14 protein-coding genes and 2 riboswitches are annotated in these 16975 nt (G+C 46.7%); of the genes, 9 read left to right on the top strand and 5 right to left on the bottom strand.

Annotated features, from left to right (window positions below; translation table 11 throughout):
• Positions 1–68 precede the first annotated feature (68 nt).
• Positions 69–155, bottom strand: a riboswitch (SAM riboswitch).
• 84 nt (positions 156–239) lie between these two features.
• The 3 genes from NYE28_RS20205 to pepT form a co-directional block, all read right to left on the bottom strand.
• The gene (locus NYE28_RS20205) at positions 240–716 is read right to left on the bottom strand and encodes an LURP-one-related family protein (RefSeq protein ID WP_342490234.1); all 477 of its coding nucleotides are present in this window, start codon (positions 714–716) and stop codon (positions 240–242) included.
• A 103-nt stretch (positions 717–819) separates the two neighbouring features.
• Positions 820–987, bottom strand: coding sequence for a hypothetical protein (locus NYE28_RS20200; RefSeq protein ID WP_003150808.1), 168 nt, complete (start codon positions 985–987; stop codon positions 820–822).
• A gap of 576 nt (positions 988–1563) precedes the next feature.
• Positions 1564–2796 carry a peptidase T gene (pepT, locus tag NYE28_RS20195; protein WP_053285308.1) on the bottom strand — a complete coding sequence of 411 codons (1233 nt, stop codon included), beginning with the start codon at positions 2794–2796 and terminating at the stop codon, positions 1564–1566.
• 210 nt (positions 2797–3006) lie between these two features.
• On the opposite strand from pepT, the gene galE reads away from it, so the two are divergent.
• Positions 3007–4023, top strand: coding sequence for a UDP-glucose 4-epimerase GalE (gene galE, locus NYE28_RS20190; RefSeq protein ID WP_014419237.1), 1017 nt, complete (start codon positions 3007–3009; stop codon positions 4021–4023).
• Between the two features lie 46 nt (positions 4024–4069).
• On the opposite strand, the gene NYE28_RS20185 is transcribed toward galE, so the two are convergent.
• Entirely contained in the window at positions 4070–4609 is a 540-nt protein-coding gene (locus NYE28_RS20185) for a DUF4352 domain-containing protein (protein ID WP_119834765.1), read from the bottom strand.
• A 345-nt stretch (positions 4610–4954) separates the two neighbouring features.
• Positions 4955–5056: riboswitch (guanidine-I (ykkC/yxkD leader) on the top strand.
• Between the two features lie 65 nt (positions 5057–5121).
• Between NYE28_RS20185 and NYE28_RS20180 the strand changes: the two genes are divergently transcribed.
• The 4 genes from NYE28_RS20180 (at position 5122) to NYE28_RS20165 (ending at position 9177) form a co-directional block, all read left to right on the top strand.
• On the top strand, positions 5122–5958 hold the full coding sequence (locus tag NYE28_RS20180) for a YitT family protein (RefSeq protein WP_003150818.1): 837 nt from the start codon (positions 5122–5124) through the stop codon (positions 5956–5958).
• A 166-nt stretch (positions 5959–6124) separates the two neighbouring features.
• On the top strand, positions 6125–7018 hold the full coding sequence (locus NYE28_RS20175; protein WP_342490233.1) for a helix-turn-helix domain-containing protein: 894 nt from the start codon (positions 6125–6127) through the stop codon (positions 7016–7018).
• A 116-nt stretch (positions 7019–7134) separates the two neighbouring features.
• Positions 7135–8235 (top strand): sn-glycerol-3-phosphate ABC transporter ATP-binding protein UgpC, encoded by a 1101-nt coding sequence (gene ugpC, locus NYE28_RS20170; protein ID WP_061581619.1) that lies wholly within the window; start codon positions 7135–7137, stop codon positions 8233–8235.
• Between the two features lie 99 nt (positions 8236–8334).
• Complete coding sequence (locus NYE28_RS20165) at positions 8335–9177, top strand: polysaccharide deacetylase family protein (RefSeq protein ID WP_012118785.1); 843 nt, start codon at positions 8335–8337, stop codon at positions 9175–9177.
• 34 nt (positions 9178–9211) lie between these two features.
• Here the strand turns inward: NYE28_RS20165 and NYE28_RS20160 are convergent, their stop codons facing one another.
• Positions 9212–10555, bottom strand: a complete 1344-nt coding sequence (locus NYE28_RS20160) for a 2-hydroxycarboxylate transporter family protein (protein WP_012118784.1) — start codon at positions 10553–10555, stop codon at positions 9212–9214.
• Positions 10556–11057: 502 nt separating this feature from the next.
• Here NYE28_RS20160 and NYE28_RS20155 point away from each other — a divergent pair.
• The 4 genes from NYE28_RS20155 to cydC are packed head-to-tail and all read left to right on the top strand — an operon-like array spanning position 11058 to position 16894.
• Positions 11058–12464, top strand: a complete 1407-nt coding sequence (locus tag NYE28_RS20155) for a cytochrome ubiquinol oxidase subunit I (RefSeq protein WP_342490232.1) — start codon at positions 11058–11060, stop codon at positions 12462–12464.
• Positions 12448–13464: a cytochrome d ubiquinol oxidase subunit II gene (gene cydB / locus NYE28_RS20150; protein ID WP_012118783.1), complete on the top strand. Its 1017-nt coding sequence runs from the start codon at positions 12448–12450 to the stop codon at positions 13462–13464. Before NYE28_RS20155 ends, cydB begins: the two co-directional genes overlap by 17 nt.
• A complete protein-coding gene (gene cydD, locus NYE28_RS20145; RefSeq protein ID WP_015240850.1) occupies positions 13464–15167 on the top strand; it encodes a thiol reductant ABC exporter subunit CydD in 1704 nt (567 codons plus the stop codon). The genes cydB and cydD overlap by 1 nt, the downstream gene beginning before the upstream one ends.
• Positions 15164–16894: a thiol reductant ABC exporter subunit CydC gene (cydC, locus tag NYE28_RS20140; RefSeq protein ID WP_015240849.1), complete on the top strand. Its 1731-nt coding sequence runs from the start codon at positions 15164–15166 to the stop codon at positions 16892–16894. Before cydD ends, cydC begins: the two co-directional genes overlap by 4 nt.
• Positions 16895–16975 lie beyond the last annotated feature (81 nt).

Genomic DNA, 16975 nt, shown 5'->3' with positions numbered 1-16975 from the left:
TTCTTTCCTGATGAAATATAAAAAAACTCTTCCCTCGGATAGGGAAGAGCTTGCGTCCGCAAATCTCAACCTTATCTTCAGGATTTAGCACCATTCTGCTGAACAGCGGTTGCCGGGTATCATAGGGCCAGTCCCTCCACCTCTCTTGATAAGGAAATATGCTATTTTTCAGAATAAACTGTAATACTCTTAATCTTAGTATATTATCTTATATTGTCAATATATTTCGATAAATATTTTTATTTATCACCCTCAAATAGAATCATATCTATCACAATGGCGATCGCGAGACAAAGAACGATATCCTCTTCCTTTTCAATCTGCAAATGATAGGAATCGCCCCAGATCATCCATGATTTGGTAACGGTCATCCGGTTTGATTTTCCGTCTGTCACTTGAAAATTCCGGCCCCACACATCGCCGGTAAGATCCCAGCCGAGTCCGGAAATTTCAAATTTCGGTTTGAAAAACGTGACTTTCTTGATGACTTGGCAGACGGGTTTGCCGCTGACGGAAATCTCGTAACGGGGAACGAGCGACATCAGTTTCTGGTTGACGCTGGCGAGCGTGCGGCCGTCCAAATCAGTCAGTTTCAGTTCATCACCGAATGAAAACAGCTTTCCTTCAACATTGTAGACTTCTTTTCCGCTTTCAAGAAACACTTGAAAACGATTCTTAAACGTAAACATTCGCTCTTTGATGTAAAAATGGTACATAAAAAAACTCCTTTTTTATGTTTTACGAAAAAAGGAGGCGGTTGGTTTCATATCGGGCGGGTACATAAAAAAAAGGCTGCCGATTTTGCGGCAGCTGTCGTTTTTATGATAGCGGCATCCGGCGTTTTTGACGGATCGCATTTAAATCAATGATGTTATTCGTGTCGGCAGCTGTCACCAGCGGGCTTGTCTTTGGCGTTTTCCGGCGGTTGTCCTTACTGAAAGAGAAAACAAGATACCCTGTCAAAGCAGCAAAAATAAGTAGCATCATTTTACATACCTCCCAAAAAAAGTTTTGGTATTATTATTGTACGAAAAAACAAACGAAAAGTATTCAAACAATTGTCACTTTTTTAAAAAATAACGTCATTTTCCGTAAAAATGACTATGGGTTGAAGAGATTTTGCTCTTGTTGTGGTTCTATAGATTGTATCGGCTGATGAATGATGATCGTTTATATAACTTTTTCACTATTTTTTGTAAGTGTCTAATTAACTACTTCAGTGTTTTCGTTTGCCTTGTGTTATTCAGTACCCTAAAAAACCTTATCATATGCAAAATAACTGCTTCTAACAGATGACTGCGGGATGAAAGCGCTTTCTTTATTTTTTTAAAGAAAACGAGATGTTATCTTAAAAAAATCGTTTGAACATTTTCCGCAGTTTTTTAAAAGGGTTTGATTTCGTCTCCAGAATACGCGGGTCTTTTAAGGTTTTTTTCAATTCTTTCGCTACAGTCCCTCTTGCCATAGTCTTCACTCCTTCTTTCCAATTCATACCTTATATACGGAAAGAAAGAAGGAAAGGTTTCATGTGAAAGAAAAAAACCAAAGCAGGGGGCTTTGGTTTTAAGCGCGCTCTTCAAAGAGCCTGGCGATTTCAACAATGACGTTTACCGCCTTTTCCATATGATCGACGGAAATGTATTCATATTTTCCGTGGAAGTTTTGGCCGCCCGTGAAAATGTTCGGTGTCGGCAGCCCCATGTAAGAGAGCTGTGATCCGTCGGTTCCGCCCCGGATCGGTTCGATAATCGGTTCGATATCGAGGTTTTTCATGGCTTGATAGGCGACATCGACTATCTCTTTGACCGGTTCGATTTTTTCTCTCATGTTGTAATATTGATCACGCAGTTCAAGCTTGATGCTTTCCTTGCCGTATTTGGCCGCCAGCGCATCGGCGGTTTTCTGCATATATTCTTTTCGTTCTGCAAAGCGGTCTCTGTCAAAGTCTCTGATGATGTACGACAGGGCGGCTTCAGAAACGTCTCCGTTCATGGAAAGTAAATGATAGAAGCCTTCATACCCTTCCGTATATTCCGGCGCTTCTTCTTTCGGCAGCGCGTGATGAAATTCCATCGCGATTTTTGAAGCGTTGACCATTTTGTTTTTCGCCGTTCCCGGGTGGACGCTTTTTCCGTAACAAGTAAGCTTTGCGGCGGCTGCGTTAAAGCTTTCATATTGCAGTTCGCCGAGGGGGCCTCCGTCTATCGTGTAGGCGAATGCGGCGTTGAAGCGGCCGACATCGAATTTGTGAGGGCCTCTGCCGATTTCTTCATCGGGCGTAAACGCGACCCGGATCGTTCCGTGTTTGATGTCCGGATGTTTGATCAAGTACGCCATTGCCGTCATGATTTCGGCAATGCCCGCTTTGTTGTCGGCTCCGAGCAGCGTCGTGCCGTCTGTTGTGATCAGCGTCTGGCCTTTATAGCGGGAGAGCTCCGGGAATTGCTCAGGCGACAGGACGACATTGAGTTTGTCATTCAGAACGATATCATGTCCGTCGTAGCTCTCAATAATCTGAGGATTCACATTTTTCCCGGTAAAATCGGTCGCGGTGTCCACGTGAGCCAGAAAACCGACAGTCGGCACGTCTTTATCCGTATTTGCCGGCAGAGTCGCCATGACGTACCCATTGTCATCGACTGTGATGTCTGTCATGCCGATCGACTTTAATTCATCTGCCAGCATGTTGGCCAATGTCAGCTGGCCGGGGGTTGAAGGGCAGTTTTCATTGTTTTCGTCAGACTGTGTATCGACTTTTACATAAGAGGTAAAGCGTTCAATGATTTCATTTTTCATACCGTCATCTCCTTTGTCTTATCTTACCATGCGCGGGGGAGGGATTTCTATTTCGCAACCGGTTTGAATCGAAGGCTCTGTGTTTTACGCGAATGAAAACAAATTATGAAGAAACGATGACTAAACGATTAAACTTTTTGGAAATGGATGATTGAGGAAGAAAAAACCGATATAATATGGTCAATTCATTCAATAGGGGAGGCTTTCTTCATGGCGATTTTAGTGACAGGCGGAGCGGGTTATATCGGAAGCCACACATGTGTCGAGCTGTTAAACGGCGGCTATGACATCGTGGTTTTGGATAATCTGTCAAATAGTTCACCGGAAGCATTGGAGCGTGTGAAAGACATTACCGGAAAAGGGCTTGTATTTTATGAAGCGGATCTCCTTGACCGTGACGCCGTTCACCGGGTGTTTGCTGAAAATGAGATTGAAGCCGTCATTCATTTTGCGGGATTAAAAGCCGTCGGTGAGTCTGTGGCTGTTCCGCTCCGTTATTATCATAATAATCTGACGGGGACGTTTATTTTATGTGAAGCCATGCAGGCACACGGTGTGAAAAAAATCGTCTTCAGTTCTTCAGCGACGGTTTACGGCGTTCCGGAAACAACGCCGATCACTGAGGATTTTCCATTAAGCGCGACCAATCCTTACGGGCAGACAAAGCTGATGCTGGAACAGATTTTACGCGATCTGCATAAAGCGGATTCTGAATGGAGCATTGCGCTGCTCCGCTACTTTAATCCGTTCGGCGCGCACCCGAGCGGGCGGATCGGAGAAGACCCGAACGGCATCCCGAATAATTTAATGCCGTACGTCGCACAAGTCGCTGTCGGCAAGCTTGAGCAATTGCAGGTGTTCGGCAATGATTATCCGACAAAGGACGGCACCGGCGTGCGGGATTACATCCATGTCGTTGACCTTGCCGAGGGCCACGTCAGAGCGCTTGAGAAGGTGCTGAACACAACAGGCGCGGATGCCTATAATCTCGGCACGGGAAGAGGCTACAGCGTTCTTGAGATGGTCAAGGCGTTTGAAAAAGTATCGGGAAAAGAAGTGCCGTACCGTTTTGCCGCCCGGCGCCCGGGAGACATCGCCGCATGCTTCGCAGACCCGGCAAAAGCAAAGGCTGAATTAGGCTGGGAAGCAAAGCGCGGGCTTGAAGAAATGTGCGCCGACTCTTGGAAGTGGCAGTCCTCCAATGTGAACGGGTACCAAAAGGTGTAAAAAGAAAGAGACCTTCAAATGGTGAAGGTCTCTTTTATTACGGTCATTATTTAATTTTCACTTCAACATCGTTGCTGAACTTTAATTTCCAAGTGCCTTTAGAGTATGCGTTTTTATCAACTTCAAAAGCTTTTACGTCAGTAACTTTAATGTTCGGGTTCAAGTCACTTAAAATTTTACTGTTGTCTACTTTTGTTTCTGTTGCATAGCTTGAAGAAGCATCAATATCTGAATCATAGGATGTTCCTTTAGAATCTACTAATTTCGCTCTTGGAATGGAGAAAGAGCTTAACGGCTTGTTTGAAACATTTTTAACTGTGTATTGAACAGCTACGATAACGCCGCCGTCAGACGCTTTTTTCTCGACAAATTGAGAGCCTACTGAATCTCTTTTTTCGACTTTCGTAACAGTAACTTCAGTTTTCTCAGTCTTAACAGTGTCACCGATGTTATACAGTTTTTCCTTGGATTCCGCAGCTTTTGAAGACGCGGTTTTAGATGATGAAGATCCGCCTCCGCCGCCGATGTTTACGAGAATGATAATAACCACTACTGCCAGAAGCAATGTGATAATTTTATGTCTCATAAAAAAGTTTCTCTGATCTTTACCGCAGTTTGGGCATTTTTTAACGCCTTTAGCGATTTCTTTGCCGCATGCCTTACAAGACACCAGGTTACCTGCCGTAATATTTCCTCCTATGTAAACTATTTCTTGAAAACTACATACTATAATGCCTGTAAAATAACCTATAGTCAATAATATTTTGAGAAAAAAAGTATTTTAATGATTTTTTAGTCATGTATTTTAGTGCCTTTTTTAGTATCGGCAGATCGTTCATATTTTTTATACGTTTATTGAAAAAAGAGTGGTTGAACATGTTCGTGATTTCCCGTATAATCTTGAAAGATATACAAAAACTGAACATAAAAAACAGTGGTTTTCTAGGGTTCCGCAATGCTGAATTGGTCTGGACCGAGAGAAAACACACAGCAGGTTCCTGCTGTGACACGTTGGGATAAAAGCCCGGGAGTTTCTGCTCTTTTAATGAAGAGTGCTCTCCCGGGCTTTTTTGATTTTATATAAAGGGAGTGTCTGGGATGAAAAAGAGATTGCTGGATGTGCTGATGCTGATTATTGGGGCTTTTATCTTTGCTTTGGCCGTTAATTTATTCGCCATTCCGAATGATCTTGGAGAGGGCGGGGTAACGGGAATCACCCTGATTTTGTACTATGTGTTTGAATGGTCGCCCGGGGTGACGAATATCATTTTGAACGGAATCTTATTGATTATCGGATACAAATTTTTAGACGGAAAAACAACGCTTTATACGATCATTACCGTTGTCGCCAACTCACTGTTTCTGCATCTGACGCATGATTGGCACTCGCCTTCACATGAACTCATTATTAATACTATTTTTGCGGGTGTGTTTGCCGGTGTCGGAATCGGGATCATTATTCGAGTCGGAGGCACGACTGCGGGTTCTGCCATTTTGGCGAGGATTGCGAACAAATATCTCGATTGGAATATCAGCTATGCGCTTTTGTTCTTTGATCTGATTGTCGTCTTCAGTTCTTATTTCATCATCGGTGCGGAAAAAATGATGTTTACCATTGTCATGCTGTACATCGGAACGAAGGTGATGGACTTTATCATTGAAGGCCTGAATACGAAAAAAGCGGTGACGATTATATCTGAGCATAAGCACGAAATCGCCGAACAGGTCAACACGCTTATGGACAGAGGGGTTACGCTGCTGTCGGGTAAAGGAAATTACACGGGGCAGTCGAAAGAAATTTTATATATCGTCATCCAGAAACAAGAGCTTTCCATGCTCAAAAAAATTATTAAAAGCTGTGATACAAAAGCGTTTGTCATTGTTCATGATGTGCGTGACGTCTTTGGTGAAGGCTTCGTCGATATCTCTAAATAAAAAGGATCCCTCTGCCGGCGCGGAGGGTTTTTTTCTTATGCCGGCAGAAGCTGTTATGATCCGTTTCCCGGGAAATAGCCTGAAAGCTGTTTCTTAAAACGAAGTGGATACAATCGGCCGGACGTTTTATACTGACAATATGATAGAGCGATAGAGAGGAGCGCATATGAACCCGTTATTGGCAATTTACCCGAGGGCTGTGTTGTCTGATACGTGCTGTACGGCGGAGGATGTCTTTTGCTTTTATGATGAGAAAAGGCGGGTCTATGTCGCCATTCCGAAGGAGGATATCACCCCGAAGGAGAAACTGCTTCTGGAATCATTATTGACGCCCGCTGAAGAAAAAGGCGTTTTTTTTCCGGAGACGGCGGCAGCAAAGAGGTGGCGGCGGTTTCTGCTGGAAGAAGGCCCGGTGCCTGATGTCAAGGAGCCGCGTGTCCGTTTTATCCATTATGACTTATTGGGAGAACGGGACTGGGGGGCATTTACGGAAGCGCTGCGCCATTTCTGGCCGGTTTCATATACAGTTGTCCGGACGGGAAGGGATCAGGGCGTGATTGTGGAGGAAGAAAAGCTGGAAGCGCCAGATTCGGATGACATCGCATCTTTTGTGAAGATTCTCGAAGGCGATTTTTATTTCAGTGTCCGTTTTTTCATCGGAAGGTATTATGGCGCGGGAGAACGTCTGCGCCTTCATTATCGGAGAGAACAGCAATATTGTCAGATTGGCCGGCGTTATCTCCCGCAGCTGAGCACGCTGACCGCGGAAACGGTATTTCCGGCTATGCTCATGGAAGAAAGCAGAGAAAAGCTCTCAGCCTTGCTTCACGAAGAAGCGGTGCTGCTGTTTCAGAAAGAACCGGAGCTGAAGCATACGATTCAGACTTTTATTGAACATAACTCGAACATGTCGCTCACATCGAAAAGACTGCATTTGCACCGCAACAGTCTTCAATATCGGATTGATAAATTTGCGGAACGCTCGGGTATTGATATTAAGACATATCGGGGCGCCCTGCTGGCTTATTTCATTTGTCTGCAGTATGAAAAATCACATTAAATGGGAAATGTGCACGAAGGCAGCGGACTTTTTTTATGAACATTGCCTATATCCGCCGCCGTCTGACGCTGTTACAATCCTATTAAAGAAAGCGTTTGCAAAAAGGGGGAGATGACATGGCGGAACTTCGGCTGGAGCATATTTATAAGTATTACGATCAAAAAGAAGCGGCTGTCGATGATTTTAACCTTCATATTAAAGATAAAGAGTTTATTGTGTTTGTCGGTCCGTCGGGGTGCGGCAAGTCGACAACATTGCGGATGGTTGCCGGGCTGGAAGACATTACGAAGGGCGATTTCTATATCGGTGACACGAGAGTGAATGACATCGCTCCTAAAGACAGGGATATCGCCATGGTGTTTCAAAACTATGCGTTATATCCGCACATGACGGTCTATGATAATATCGCTTTCGGTCTGAAGCTGAGGAAGATGCCGAAACCTGAGATAAAAAAACGGGTCGAAGAAGCGGCGAAAATGCTGGGGCTCACAGAGTATCTGCACCGCAAACCGAAGGCGCTCTCCGGCGGGCAGCGGCAGCGGGTTGCATTAGGCCGGGCGATTGTCAGGGACGCCAAAGTGTTTTTAATGGATGAGCCGCTGTCAAATCTGGACGCAAAGCTTCGGGTGCAGATGCGGGCAGAAATTATTAAGCTGCATCAAAGGCTGCAAACAACCACAATCTATGTGACGCACGACCAAACAGAAGCACTGACGATGGCGACACGCATCGTCGTCATGAAGGACGGAAAAATTCAGCAGATCGGCACGCCGAAAGACGTGTATGAACATCCCGAAAACGTATTTGTCGGCGGGTTTATCGGCTCCCCAGCGATGAACTTTTTCAAAGGAAAGCTGACGGACGGCGCCATTCAGATCGGTTCAGCCGCTCTCAGCGTGCCGGAAGGGAAAATGAAAATGCTCCGGGAAAAAGGGTATGCCGGCAAAGAGGTTATCTTCGGCATCCGCCCGGAAGACATACATGATGAGCTGATTGTGGTAGAATCCTATAAGAATTCATCCATCACAGCTAAAATCAATGTCGCGGAATTGCTCGGGTCAGAAATTATGGTTTATTCCCGGATCGGGGATCAGGATTTTATCGCCCGGATTGACGCCCGCCATGACATACGTGCCGGTGAGGAATTGACCGTCGCTTTCGACATGAATAAAGCTCACTTTTTTGACAGTGAAACAGAAATCAGAATCCGCTCATAACGCAAAGCCGGACAGCTGGATGTCCGGCTTTTTTGATGTAACAATTTATGACGCATAACCGATATAAAAAGTAAATAGAAGACAGAAAGCAGGAAAACGATGAAACGCATGATCATGTGCATGTGCCTTTTGGCTGCCGTGTTTACGCTTGCCGCCTGCTCGGGTCATGAGGCAAGCGCCGAACAAAGCATTCCGAAGGCAGAAGCGCACCACGATAAAAAGTCTGTAAAGCGCCAAATCAAAAAAGAGCCGGATACGTCCGCCTGGGTTCAAACGAAAGGAACGGCAAGACTGCCGATTCTGATGTACCACAGCATTTCTGAGGGAAACAGCCTGCGTGTGCCGAAGGAAGAATTTCGGCAGCATATGAAGTGGCTTCATGATCACGGCTATTATACGATGACTCCTGAAGAGGCCTATCTGATGCTGACGGAGGATAAGGAGCCGCGTGAAAAATGTGTTCTGATCACATTTGATGACGGCTATACCGACAATGTGAAAGCGGCCTATCCCATTTTAAAGAAATACAAGATGAAAGCGACAATCTTTATGATCGGAAACTATATCGGGCATAAGAATCATCTGACTGAGAAGCAGATGAAGGAGATGGCCGCCCACGGCATTTCCATTCAGAGCCATACGATGAACCATCTCGAATTGAACGGGCTCACACCGCAGCAGCAGCGACGTGAAATGAAGGACTCTAAGCGTTTATTTGATCAAATGTTCGGGCAGCGGACGTCTATGATCAGCTACCCAGTCGGACGATATAATAAGGAAACATTAAAAGCCGCCGCCGCGTCAGGCTACCGTATGGCGGTTACGACGGAGCCGGGAGCGGCGTCAAGAGATCAGGGGCTTTACGGGCTTCACCGCGTCCGTGTGTCGCCGGGCATGTCCGGCGCGGCGTTTGGCTCTTATATTCAAAATGTGATGAAATAACAGAGCCTCCGCATATGCGGAGGCTTTTTTCAGTTTAATAGAATTGATGAAGCAGCAGAAGGGTGACACTCACGGTAATCGCTCCGCCGATTCTGGTCGACACTTGGGCGAACGGCATAAGCTCAAGCCGTTCAGCGGCGCTCAAGATCGCGACGTCGCCGGTGCCGCCCTGGCCGGAATGGCAGGCATTAATAATTGCCGTCTCAATCGGGTACAAATTCAGCCATTTTCCGGTCAGAAAACCGACGGCCATCATCGTGACGACGATTGATAAAATGGTAATGATGTTGCTGATCGTAAACGCCGCAATCAGCTTGTCCCACGGTGTCATTGAAACGCCGATCGCAAATAAGAGCGGATAGGTCACGGCTGTCGAGAAAAAGCGCGAGACGCCGAAGGCTCCGTTTTCAATCGAAGCCGGCGCCAGCCTGAACAGCTTAATGAGAACGGCAAGGACGAGCATCACGACAGGAGCCGGAAGCTGAAAGAAATCATGCGCCAGCATGCCGACCAAATAGAGGGAAACCGCTAAAATACCGCCCGAAGCGAAAAAGGACAAATCAAACGTTTTATCATTGGCCGGCTGTTCCAATGCGGGAGCGGAATGATCAGACTTATCAACCTTCCCGTTGCCCGTCCATTCCGGTTTGCGTTTCCCGATGACATTCAGCAAACCCGATAACATAATGGCGCACAGGCTGCCGAGCATGATGGACGGCAGCACAAGCGCAAAGGCGTCTCCCTGGGACATCGGCATAATATCGGAGTAGCCGATGGATAAAGGAATCGCGCCTTCACCGACACCCCCCGCCATAATCGGAACGACAATATAAAGCAGTGTGTGCTGAAAGCCGAGCCCGAGCAGCGTCCCGACGCATAAGCCGACGATGGCGGCCGCGATCGAGCCGGCGATCAGCGGAATAAAAATCTTGACGAAAGCTTTGACGAGCGTCTCTCTTTTCATCCCGAGAATACTGCCGACGACGATACCGGCAATAAATAGATAGAGAAAGTTGGAGCTTTCCGTGAATTCTGTTGTTGAAGTAATAATGTCTTTCGGAAGCAAGTGGTAGTAGACGACAGCGGATGGAATAAAGGTTGCGAGAATCGCAGGGCCGCCGATGGACCGCACGATCGGAATGGATTTTCCGATCTGGCCGAAGGTAAATCCGAAAAAACTCATGACGGCAATTGATGTCAGAATGTCGCTTTTTACATCACGGCTCATGACAAACACCGTAATAAGCAAGAAAAGCAGGATATAGATAGGAAGAGGAATAATGCCGATTCTTATATTCATTGCTCTGGCAAACCAGTTATCAGTCCGTTCCTGTTTTTGGATTGAATCCGTTTGCAATTTTGGTTGAAGTTCTCCCATGCTTGTTCCCCCAGTCGTTATGTAGTGAAAAAATATCCCCATTTAAAGTATACTAAAAAATTTAAATTGTTCATATATTATGAATTTACTAGAGGGCATGCTTTCTTCACATCTTCTTTCTCAAAATGGCGATTTGGCGGGCTTTTTCATCGAGAAAAGCATTTTGTTCGCCACACGAATAAAAAAGAGGTACGATATCAAAGGGACAAATATCCTAGGTGCTGACATAAAATCTCTACAAATCCGACAATAATCGGTCACAATTTCAGCCTTATTTTAGGTATATTGATCTTTTTTTTTAGGCTGAATCGTTGTAAAGTAATGATATTGAATCATTTCTATGACAGCCGCTGTCCCCCAGGGTGTACAGGCTGATATTTCAATAGTTTTGACGAATTTGTGAAACATTGAGCAAATATATCATTTTTTGTGAAATACCGAGCAATGATTTTGCTATGTTTGTGAAATGTTGAGCAATTTACCAGATTGGAGGAAAAACATCATGAGTGAGTTGGTATTAGCCCGCATTCAATTTGCATCTACAACATTGTTTCACTTCTTGTTTGTGCCTTTGTCTATCGGGCTTGTGTTTATGGTTGCTTTGATGGAGACGCTTTATGTTGTCAAAAAACAAGAGACCTATCTCAAAATGGCTAAATTTTGGGGGCATCTCTTTTTAATTAACTTCGCTGTCGGCGTCGTCACAGGGATTCTTCAGGAATTCCAGTTCGGATTGAACTGGTCTGATTATTCCCGTTTTGTCGGAGATGTATTTGGAGCTCCGCTTGCGGTTGAAGCGCTTTTGGCGTTTTTTATGGAGTCTATTTTTATCGGATTATGGATTTTCGGCTGGGACCGTTTATCTAAAAAAGTGCATTTGCTTTGCATTTGGCTTGTGTCCTTCGGAACGATTATGTCATCTTTCTGGATTTTGACGGCAAACTCATTCATGCAGGAGCCGGTCGGCTTTGCGATTAAAAACGGCCGCGCGGAAATGAATGATTTCGGGGCGCTTTTGACAAACCCTCAGCTTTGGGTTGAATTCCCTCACGTCATTTTCGGGGCGCTTGCGACGGGTGCTTTCTTTATCGCCGGTGTCAGCGCATTTAAATTATTGAAGAAAAAAGAAGTGCCTTTCTTCCATAAATCTTTCAAGCTTTCGATGATTGTCGGTCTGATCGCCGGTATCGGCGTTGCGTTCAGCGGACATATGCAGGCTGAGCATTTAATGGAATCGCAGCCGATGAAAATGGCTGCCAGTGAAGCGCTTTGGGATGACAGCAGTGATCCTGCCGCGTGGACGGCTTTTGCGAATATTGATACGAATAAAGAAAAAAACACATCAGAAATTTCAATTCCTTACGCACTGAGCTACTTGGCTTACCAGAAGTTCAGCGGCAGTGTGAAAGGGATGAAAACACTTCAAAAAGAATACGAAAAAACGTACGGAAAAGGCGACTATATCCCGCCTGTTAAAACGACGTTCTGGAGTTTCCGCATTATGGCGGGAGCGGGCGCGCTTATGATATTTGCCGCGATTGCCGGCTTTATTCTGAACCGCCGCAAAAAGCTTCATACGAGCAAGTGGTATTTACGGGGCATGATCGCACTAATCGCATTTCCATTCATTGCGAACTCTGCCGGTTGGATTATGACTGAAATCGGACGCCAGCCGTGGACGGTCATGGGACAATTGACGACCGCACAATCCGTTTCTCCTAACGTAACGACGGGATCTCTGCTGTTTTCAATTATCAGCTTCGGCGTCATGTACTTGATTTTAGGCGCGCTGCTTGTTTTCCTATTCGTTCGTGAAATTAAAAAAGGTGCGGACCATGATGATCATAAGGATGTTCCTGTATCAACGGATCCGTTCAGTCAGGAGGTCTACCATGGGGTCACTTCATGATCTTTGGTTTATACTCGTTTCAGTTTTGTTTGTCGGATTTTTCTTTTTAGAGGGTTTTGACTTCGGTGTCGGCATTTCGACCCGATTTCTTGGCCATAATGAATTAGAACGCAGAGTGCTGGTTAACACCATCGGCCCGTTCTGGGATGCGAATGAGGTGTGGCTTATCACAGGTACGGGAGCGATCTTCGCGGCATTCCCGAACTGGTATGCGACGATGCTGAGCGGATATTACATTCCGTTTATCATCATTCTTCTTGCCTTGATGGGGCGCGGCGTGGCATTTGAATTCCGCGGCCAGGTGAATAATCTGAAATGGGTCAAAACATGGGACTGGGTGATTTTCTTCGGCAGCCTTATCCCGCCATTTGTATTCGGACTTATTTTCACAAGCTTGTTCCGCGGTGTTCCGATTGACGGACATATGAACATTCACGCAGGTTTTTCAGATATTGTGAACGTGTATTCCGTTCTTGGCGGAGCAGCCGTCACCCTTCTTTCATTCCTGCACGGTTTAATGTTTATCACCCTGCGCACGATCGGTGATTTACAAGAGCGTGCGAGAAAAATGGCAAAACGCGTAATCGGTGTTATCTTTCTTGTTGTACTTGCTTTCTTTGCGATGTCTGCATACGATACGGATATGTTTACACGCCGGGCAAACATCACGATTCCGGTATTCGTGCTGATTGTCATCTGCAACGTTCTTGCCATTGTGTTCATGAGCAAGAAAAAAGACGGCTGGGCATTCGGTATGACCGGCGCGGGTCTTGCTTTGACAGTTGCGATGATTTTTATCTCTCTGTTCCCGCGCGTCATGGTCAGCTCGCTGAAAAGCGCGTATGACTTAACAGTAGCTAACGCGTCTTCCGGTGATTATTCACTTAAGGTCATGACAATTGTCGCACTGACTCTGCTGCCGTTTGTCATCGGCAGTCAGATCTGGAGCTATTATGTCTTCCGGAAACGCGTCAGCCATAAGGAGCCTATGACTTATTAATGGGAAAAGACCTGTTTCTTTATAAAGGAATGAAGCGGATTCTTGCGATCATTACGGGATTAACGATTATACAAACGGCCGCCATCATCTTGCAGGCGGAATGGCTGAGCCAGGCGGTAACCGGATTATTTAACGGGAAGCGGATTGCTTCTCTTTATCCGGTTATCGGCTTTTTCCTGCTTGCGTTTTTGGTCCGGCATGCGGTGACAACGGTCCGGCAGAAAATCGTGTACCAATATGCCGCGCAAACCGGCGCAGACTTAAGAAAAAGATTTCTTGAGCAATTGTTCCGTCTCGGCCCCCGCTTTGCGAAAAAAGAGGGGACAGGCCGGATGGTGACGCTGGCGATGGAAGGCATCAGCCAGTTCCGCCGTTATTTAGAGCTGTTTCTGCCGAAAATGGTCAGCATGGCGATTGTGCCGGCGGCCGTTGTTATTTACGTGTTTTTTCAGGATAAAACATCGGCATTGATTCTGATTCTTGCGCTTCCGATTTTGATTGTATTTATGATTCTGCTCGGACTTGTCGCACAGAAAAAAGCCGATCGCCAATGGAAGTCCTATCAGACGCTTTCCAATCATTTCGTGGATTCGCTCCGCGGACTGGAGACATTGCGGTTTTTAGGATTAAGCAAATCACACAGTAAAAATATCTTTCATGTCAGTGAGAGATACCGCAAGGCGACGATGAGCACGCTCCGGGTCGCGTTTTTATCATCATTCGCCCTGGACTTTTTTACGATGCTGTCGGTGGCGACAGTGGCGGTGTTTCTCGGCTTGCGGCTGATAGACGGACAAATTCTGCTCGGACCGGCATTGACCGCGCTCATTCTCGCGCCTGAATATTTTCTCCCGGTCCGCGAAGTGGGGAATGATTACCACGCGACGTTAAACGGGCAGGAGGCGGGGAAAACCATTCAAGCGATTTTGGCGCAGCCCGGTTTTAAAGAAGAAAAGCCGCTCGAACTTGATACGTGGACTGACGGGGATGAATTACAGCTTACGCGTTTGTCCGTCCGAGAATCGATGTCTGAATTTCATCTGTCCTTTAAAGGGAAGAAGAAAATCGGAATTATCGGGGAAAGCGGTGCGGGAAAATCGACACTCATTGATGTGCTGGGCGGCTTTTTAGAGCCTGCGTCCGGTGAGATCAAGGTAAACGGTGAATCCCGCTCGCATCTGCAGTCGGACGGCTGGCAGAAGCAGCTGCTTTATATTCCGCAGCACCCGTATATTTTTGATGACACGCTTTTGAATAATATCCGGTTTTATCATCCTGATGCTTCGCGTGAGGAAACGGCGCAGGCCGCTAGATCGGCGGGTCTTTCCGAACTGATCCGTGATCTGCCCGGCGGCCTTGACGGCCGGATCGGCGAGGGCGGACGGGCGCTCAGCGGAGGGCAGGCTCAGCGTGTCGCGCTGGCCAGAGCCTTTTTAGGAAACCGGCCGATTCTCCTTTTGGATGAGCCGACCGCTCACCTTGATATTGAAACAGAATATGAAATAAAAGAAACGATGAAAGACCTGTTTGAAAACAAGCTTGTTTTTCTGGCCACTCACCGTCTTCACTGGATGCTTGAGATGGACGAAATTATCGTGCTTGATGACGGCGCGGTGGCGGAAATCGGCACCCACGACGAATTGATGGCGAAACAAGGCGTATACGCCAAACTTGTAAAGGCGCAACTGGGGGAAAGAACATGAGAAAAGAAGAATGGATTCTGCCGTATATGAAGCAAAATGCCCGTTTGTTTGTTCTTGTGATTTTTTTAGGCGCGGTGACGATTTTTTCGGCGGCCTTTCTCATGTTCACTTCCGGTTTTTTGATCTCTAAGTCGGCGACCAGGCCTGAGAATATCCTGCTGGTGTACGTTCCGATTGTAGCCGTGCGGACCTTCGGGATTGCCCGTTCAGTCTCACGGTACGCCGAGCGTCTGACGGGGCACCATATCATTCTGAAAATCGTGTCCGACATGAGGGTGCGGCTTTACAATATGCTGGAGCCGGCCTCGCTCATGCTTTCATCCCGTTTTCGGACGGGCGACATGCTCGGCATTTTGGCTGAGGATATTGAGCATTTGCAGGATGCGTTTTTAAAAACGATTTTCCCGGCGGTTTCCGCTTTGCTGCTGTATGCGGCCTCCGTTATCGGACTCGGCTTTTTTTCCTGGCCGTTTGCCGCTTTTGCGGCGATTTACCTGTTTATATTGGTTGTATTGTTTCCGGTTGTGTCGCTTCTTGTGACGAGAGCGAAAAACATGAGGCTGAAAAGCGGACGGAATACGCTCTACAGCCGGCTGACAGATGCCGTGCTCGGCGTGAGCGACTGGATGTTCTCGGGACGCCAGGCGGCCTTTATTTCCTCTTATGAAGAGAAAGAGAAGGCATGGTTTGATCTTGAAAGCAAACGTCAGCGGTTTACGAGATGGCGTGATCTCGCCGCGCAATGCCTTGTCGGCGGCTTCATATTGATCATGCTGTTCTGGACGGCGGGTCAGTATGCGGACGGCAGCATCGCCAACACGATGATCGCGGCCTTTGTGCTTGTCGTATTTCCATTGACGGATGCGTTTCTGCCCCTTTCGGATGCGCTGACGGAAGTGCCTTCTTATCAGGATTCCATCAAAAGAATGAGTCAGGCGGCTCCGGAGCTGCGAAGTCGTGAGGTGAAGCAGACGGATGAGAAACTGGATGTATCTGATGTGACACTTACATTTGATAACGTGACGTTTTCTTATGATCAGCACAGTCATGTGCTTGGCCGTTTTTCCTTCACTCTCCGCCAAGGTGAAAAAATGGCGCTGCTCGGCAGGAGCGGCTCCGGTAAGTCGACCTCTCTCGCTTTAATTGAAGGCGCCTTAGTTCCCGATTCGGGCAAAGTGATGCTGAACGGGCTGGAAACTGCGGCCGTGCAGGAGCAGATTTCCTCAGCGGTGGCCGTTTTGAATCAGAAACCTCATCTCTTTAACACGAGCATTATGAACAATATCCGGCTCGGAAACGGCAAGGCGAGTGATGAAGATGTTAAGCGTGCGGCTCGGCAAGTGAAGCTGCATGATTATATTGAATCACTGCCTGACGGATATGAAACGTCCGTGCAGGAGACGGGGATTCGTTTCTCAGGCGGGGAACGGCAGCGGATCGCGCTTGCCCGTATTCTGCTCCAAGACACGCCGGTCATTATCCTTGATGAACCGACGGTCGGCCTTGATGCGGTCACTGAACGCGAATTGCTTGATACGATTTTTGATGTCTTTAAAGAGAAAACGATCCTCTGGATTACACACCATTTAGCGGGTGTGGAAACAGCTGATAAAATCGTCTTTTTAGAAAATGGAAAAGCAGAAATGGAAGGAACTCATCAAGAGCTGCTTGCAGAAAACGAACGGTACCGGAAGCTTTACCGTCTTGATGTTCCAATCAGAACATAAACAGCCGCAAACAAGCGGCTGTTTTTTTTGTGCGGTTTAAAATCTCTTCTTGTTTGGAATATAAATAGGAGACAGAAGAGG

It is taken from the genome of Bacillus sp. FSL R5-0443 (assembly GCF_038608285.1).
Lineage (GTDB): Bacteria > Bacillota > Bacilli > Bacillales > Bacillaceae > Bacillus > Bacillus velezensis.
Note: the sequence above shows the minus strand (reverse complement) of the source record. Positions and strands in the feature narration are given on the sequence as shown.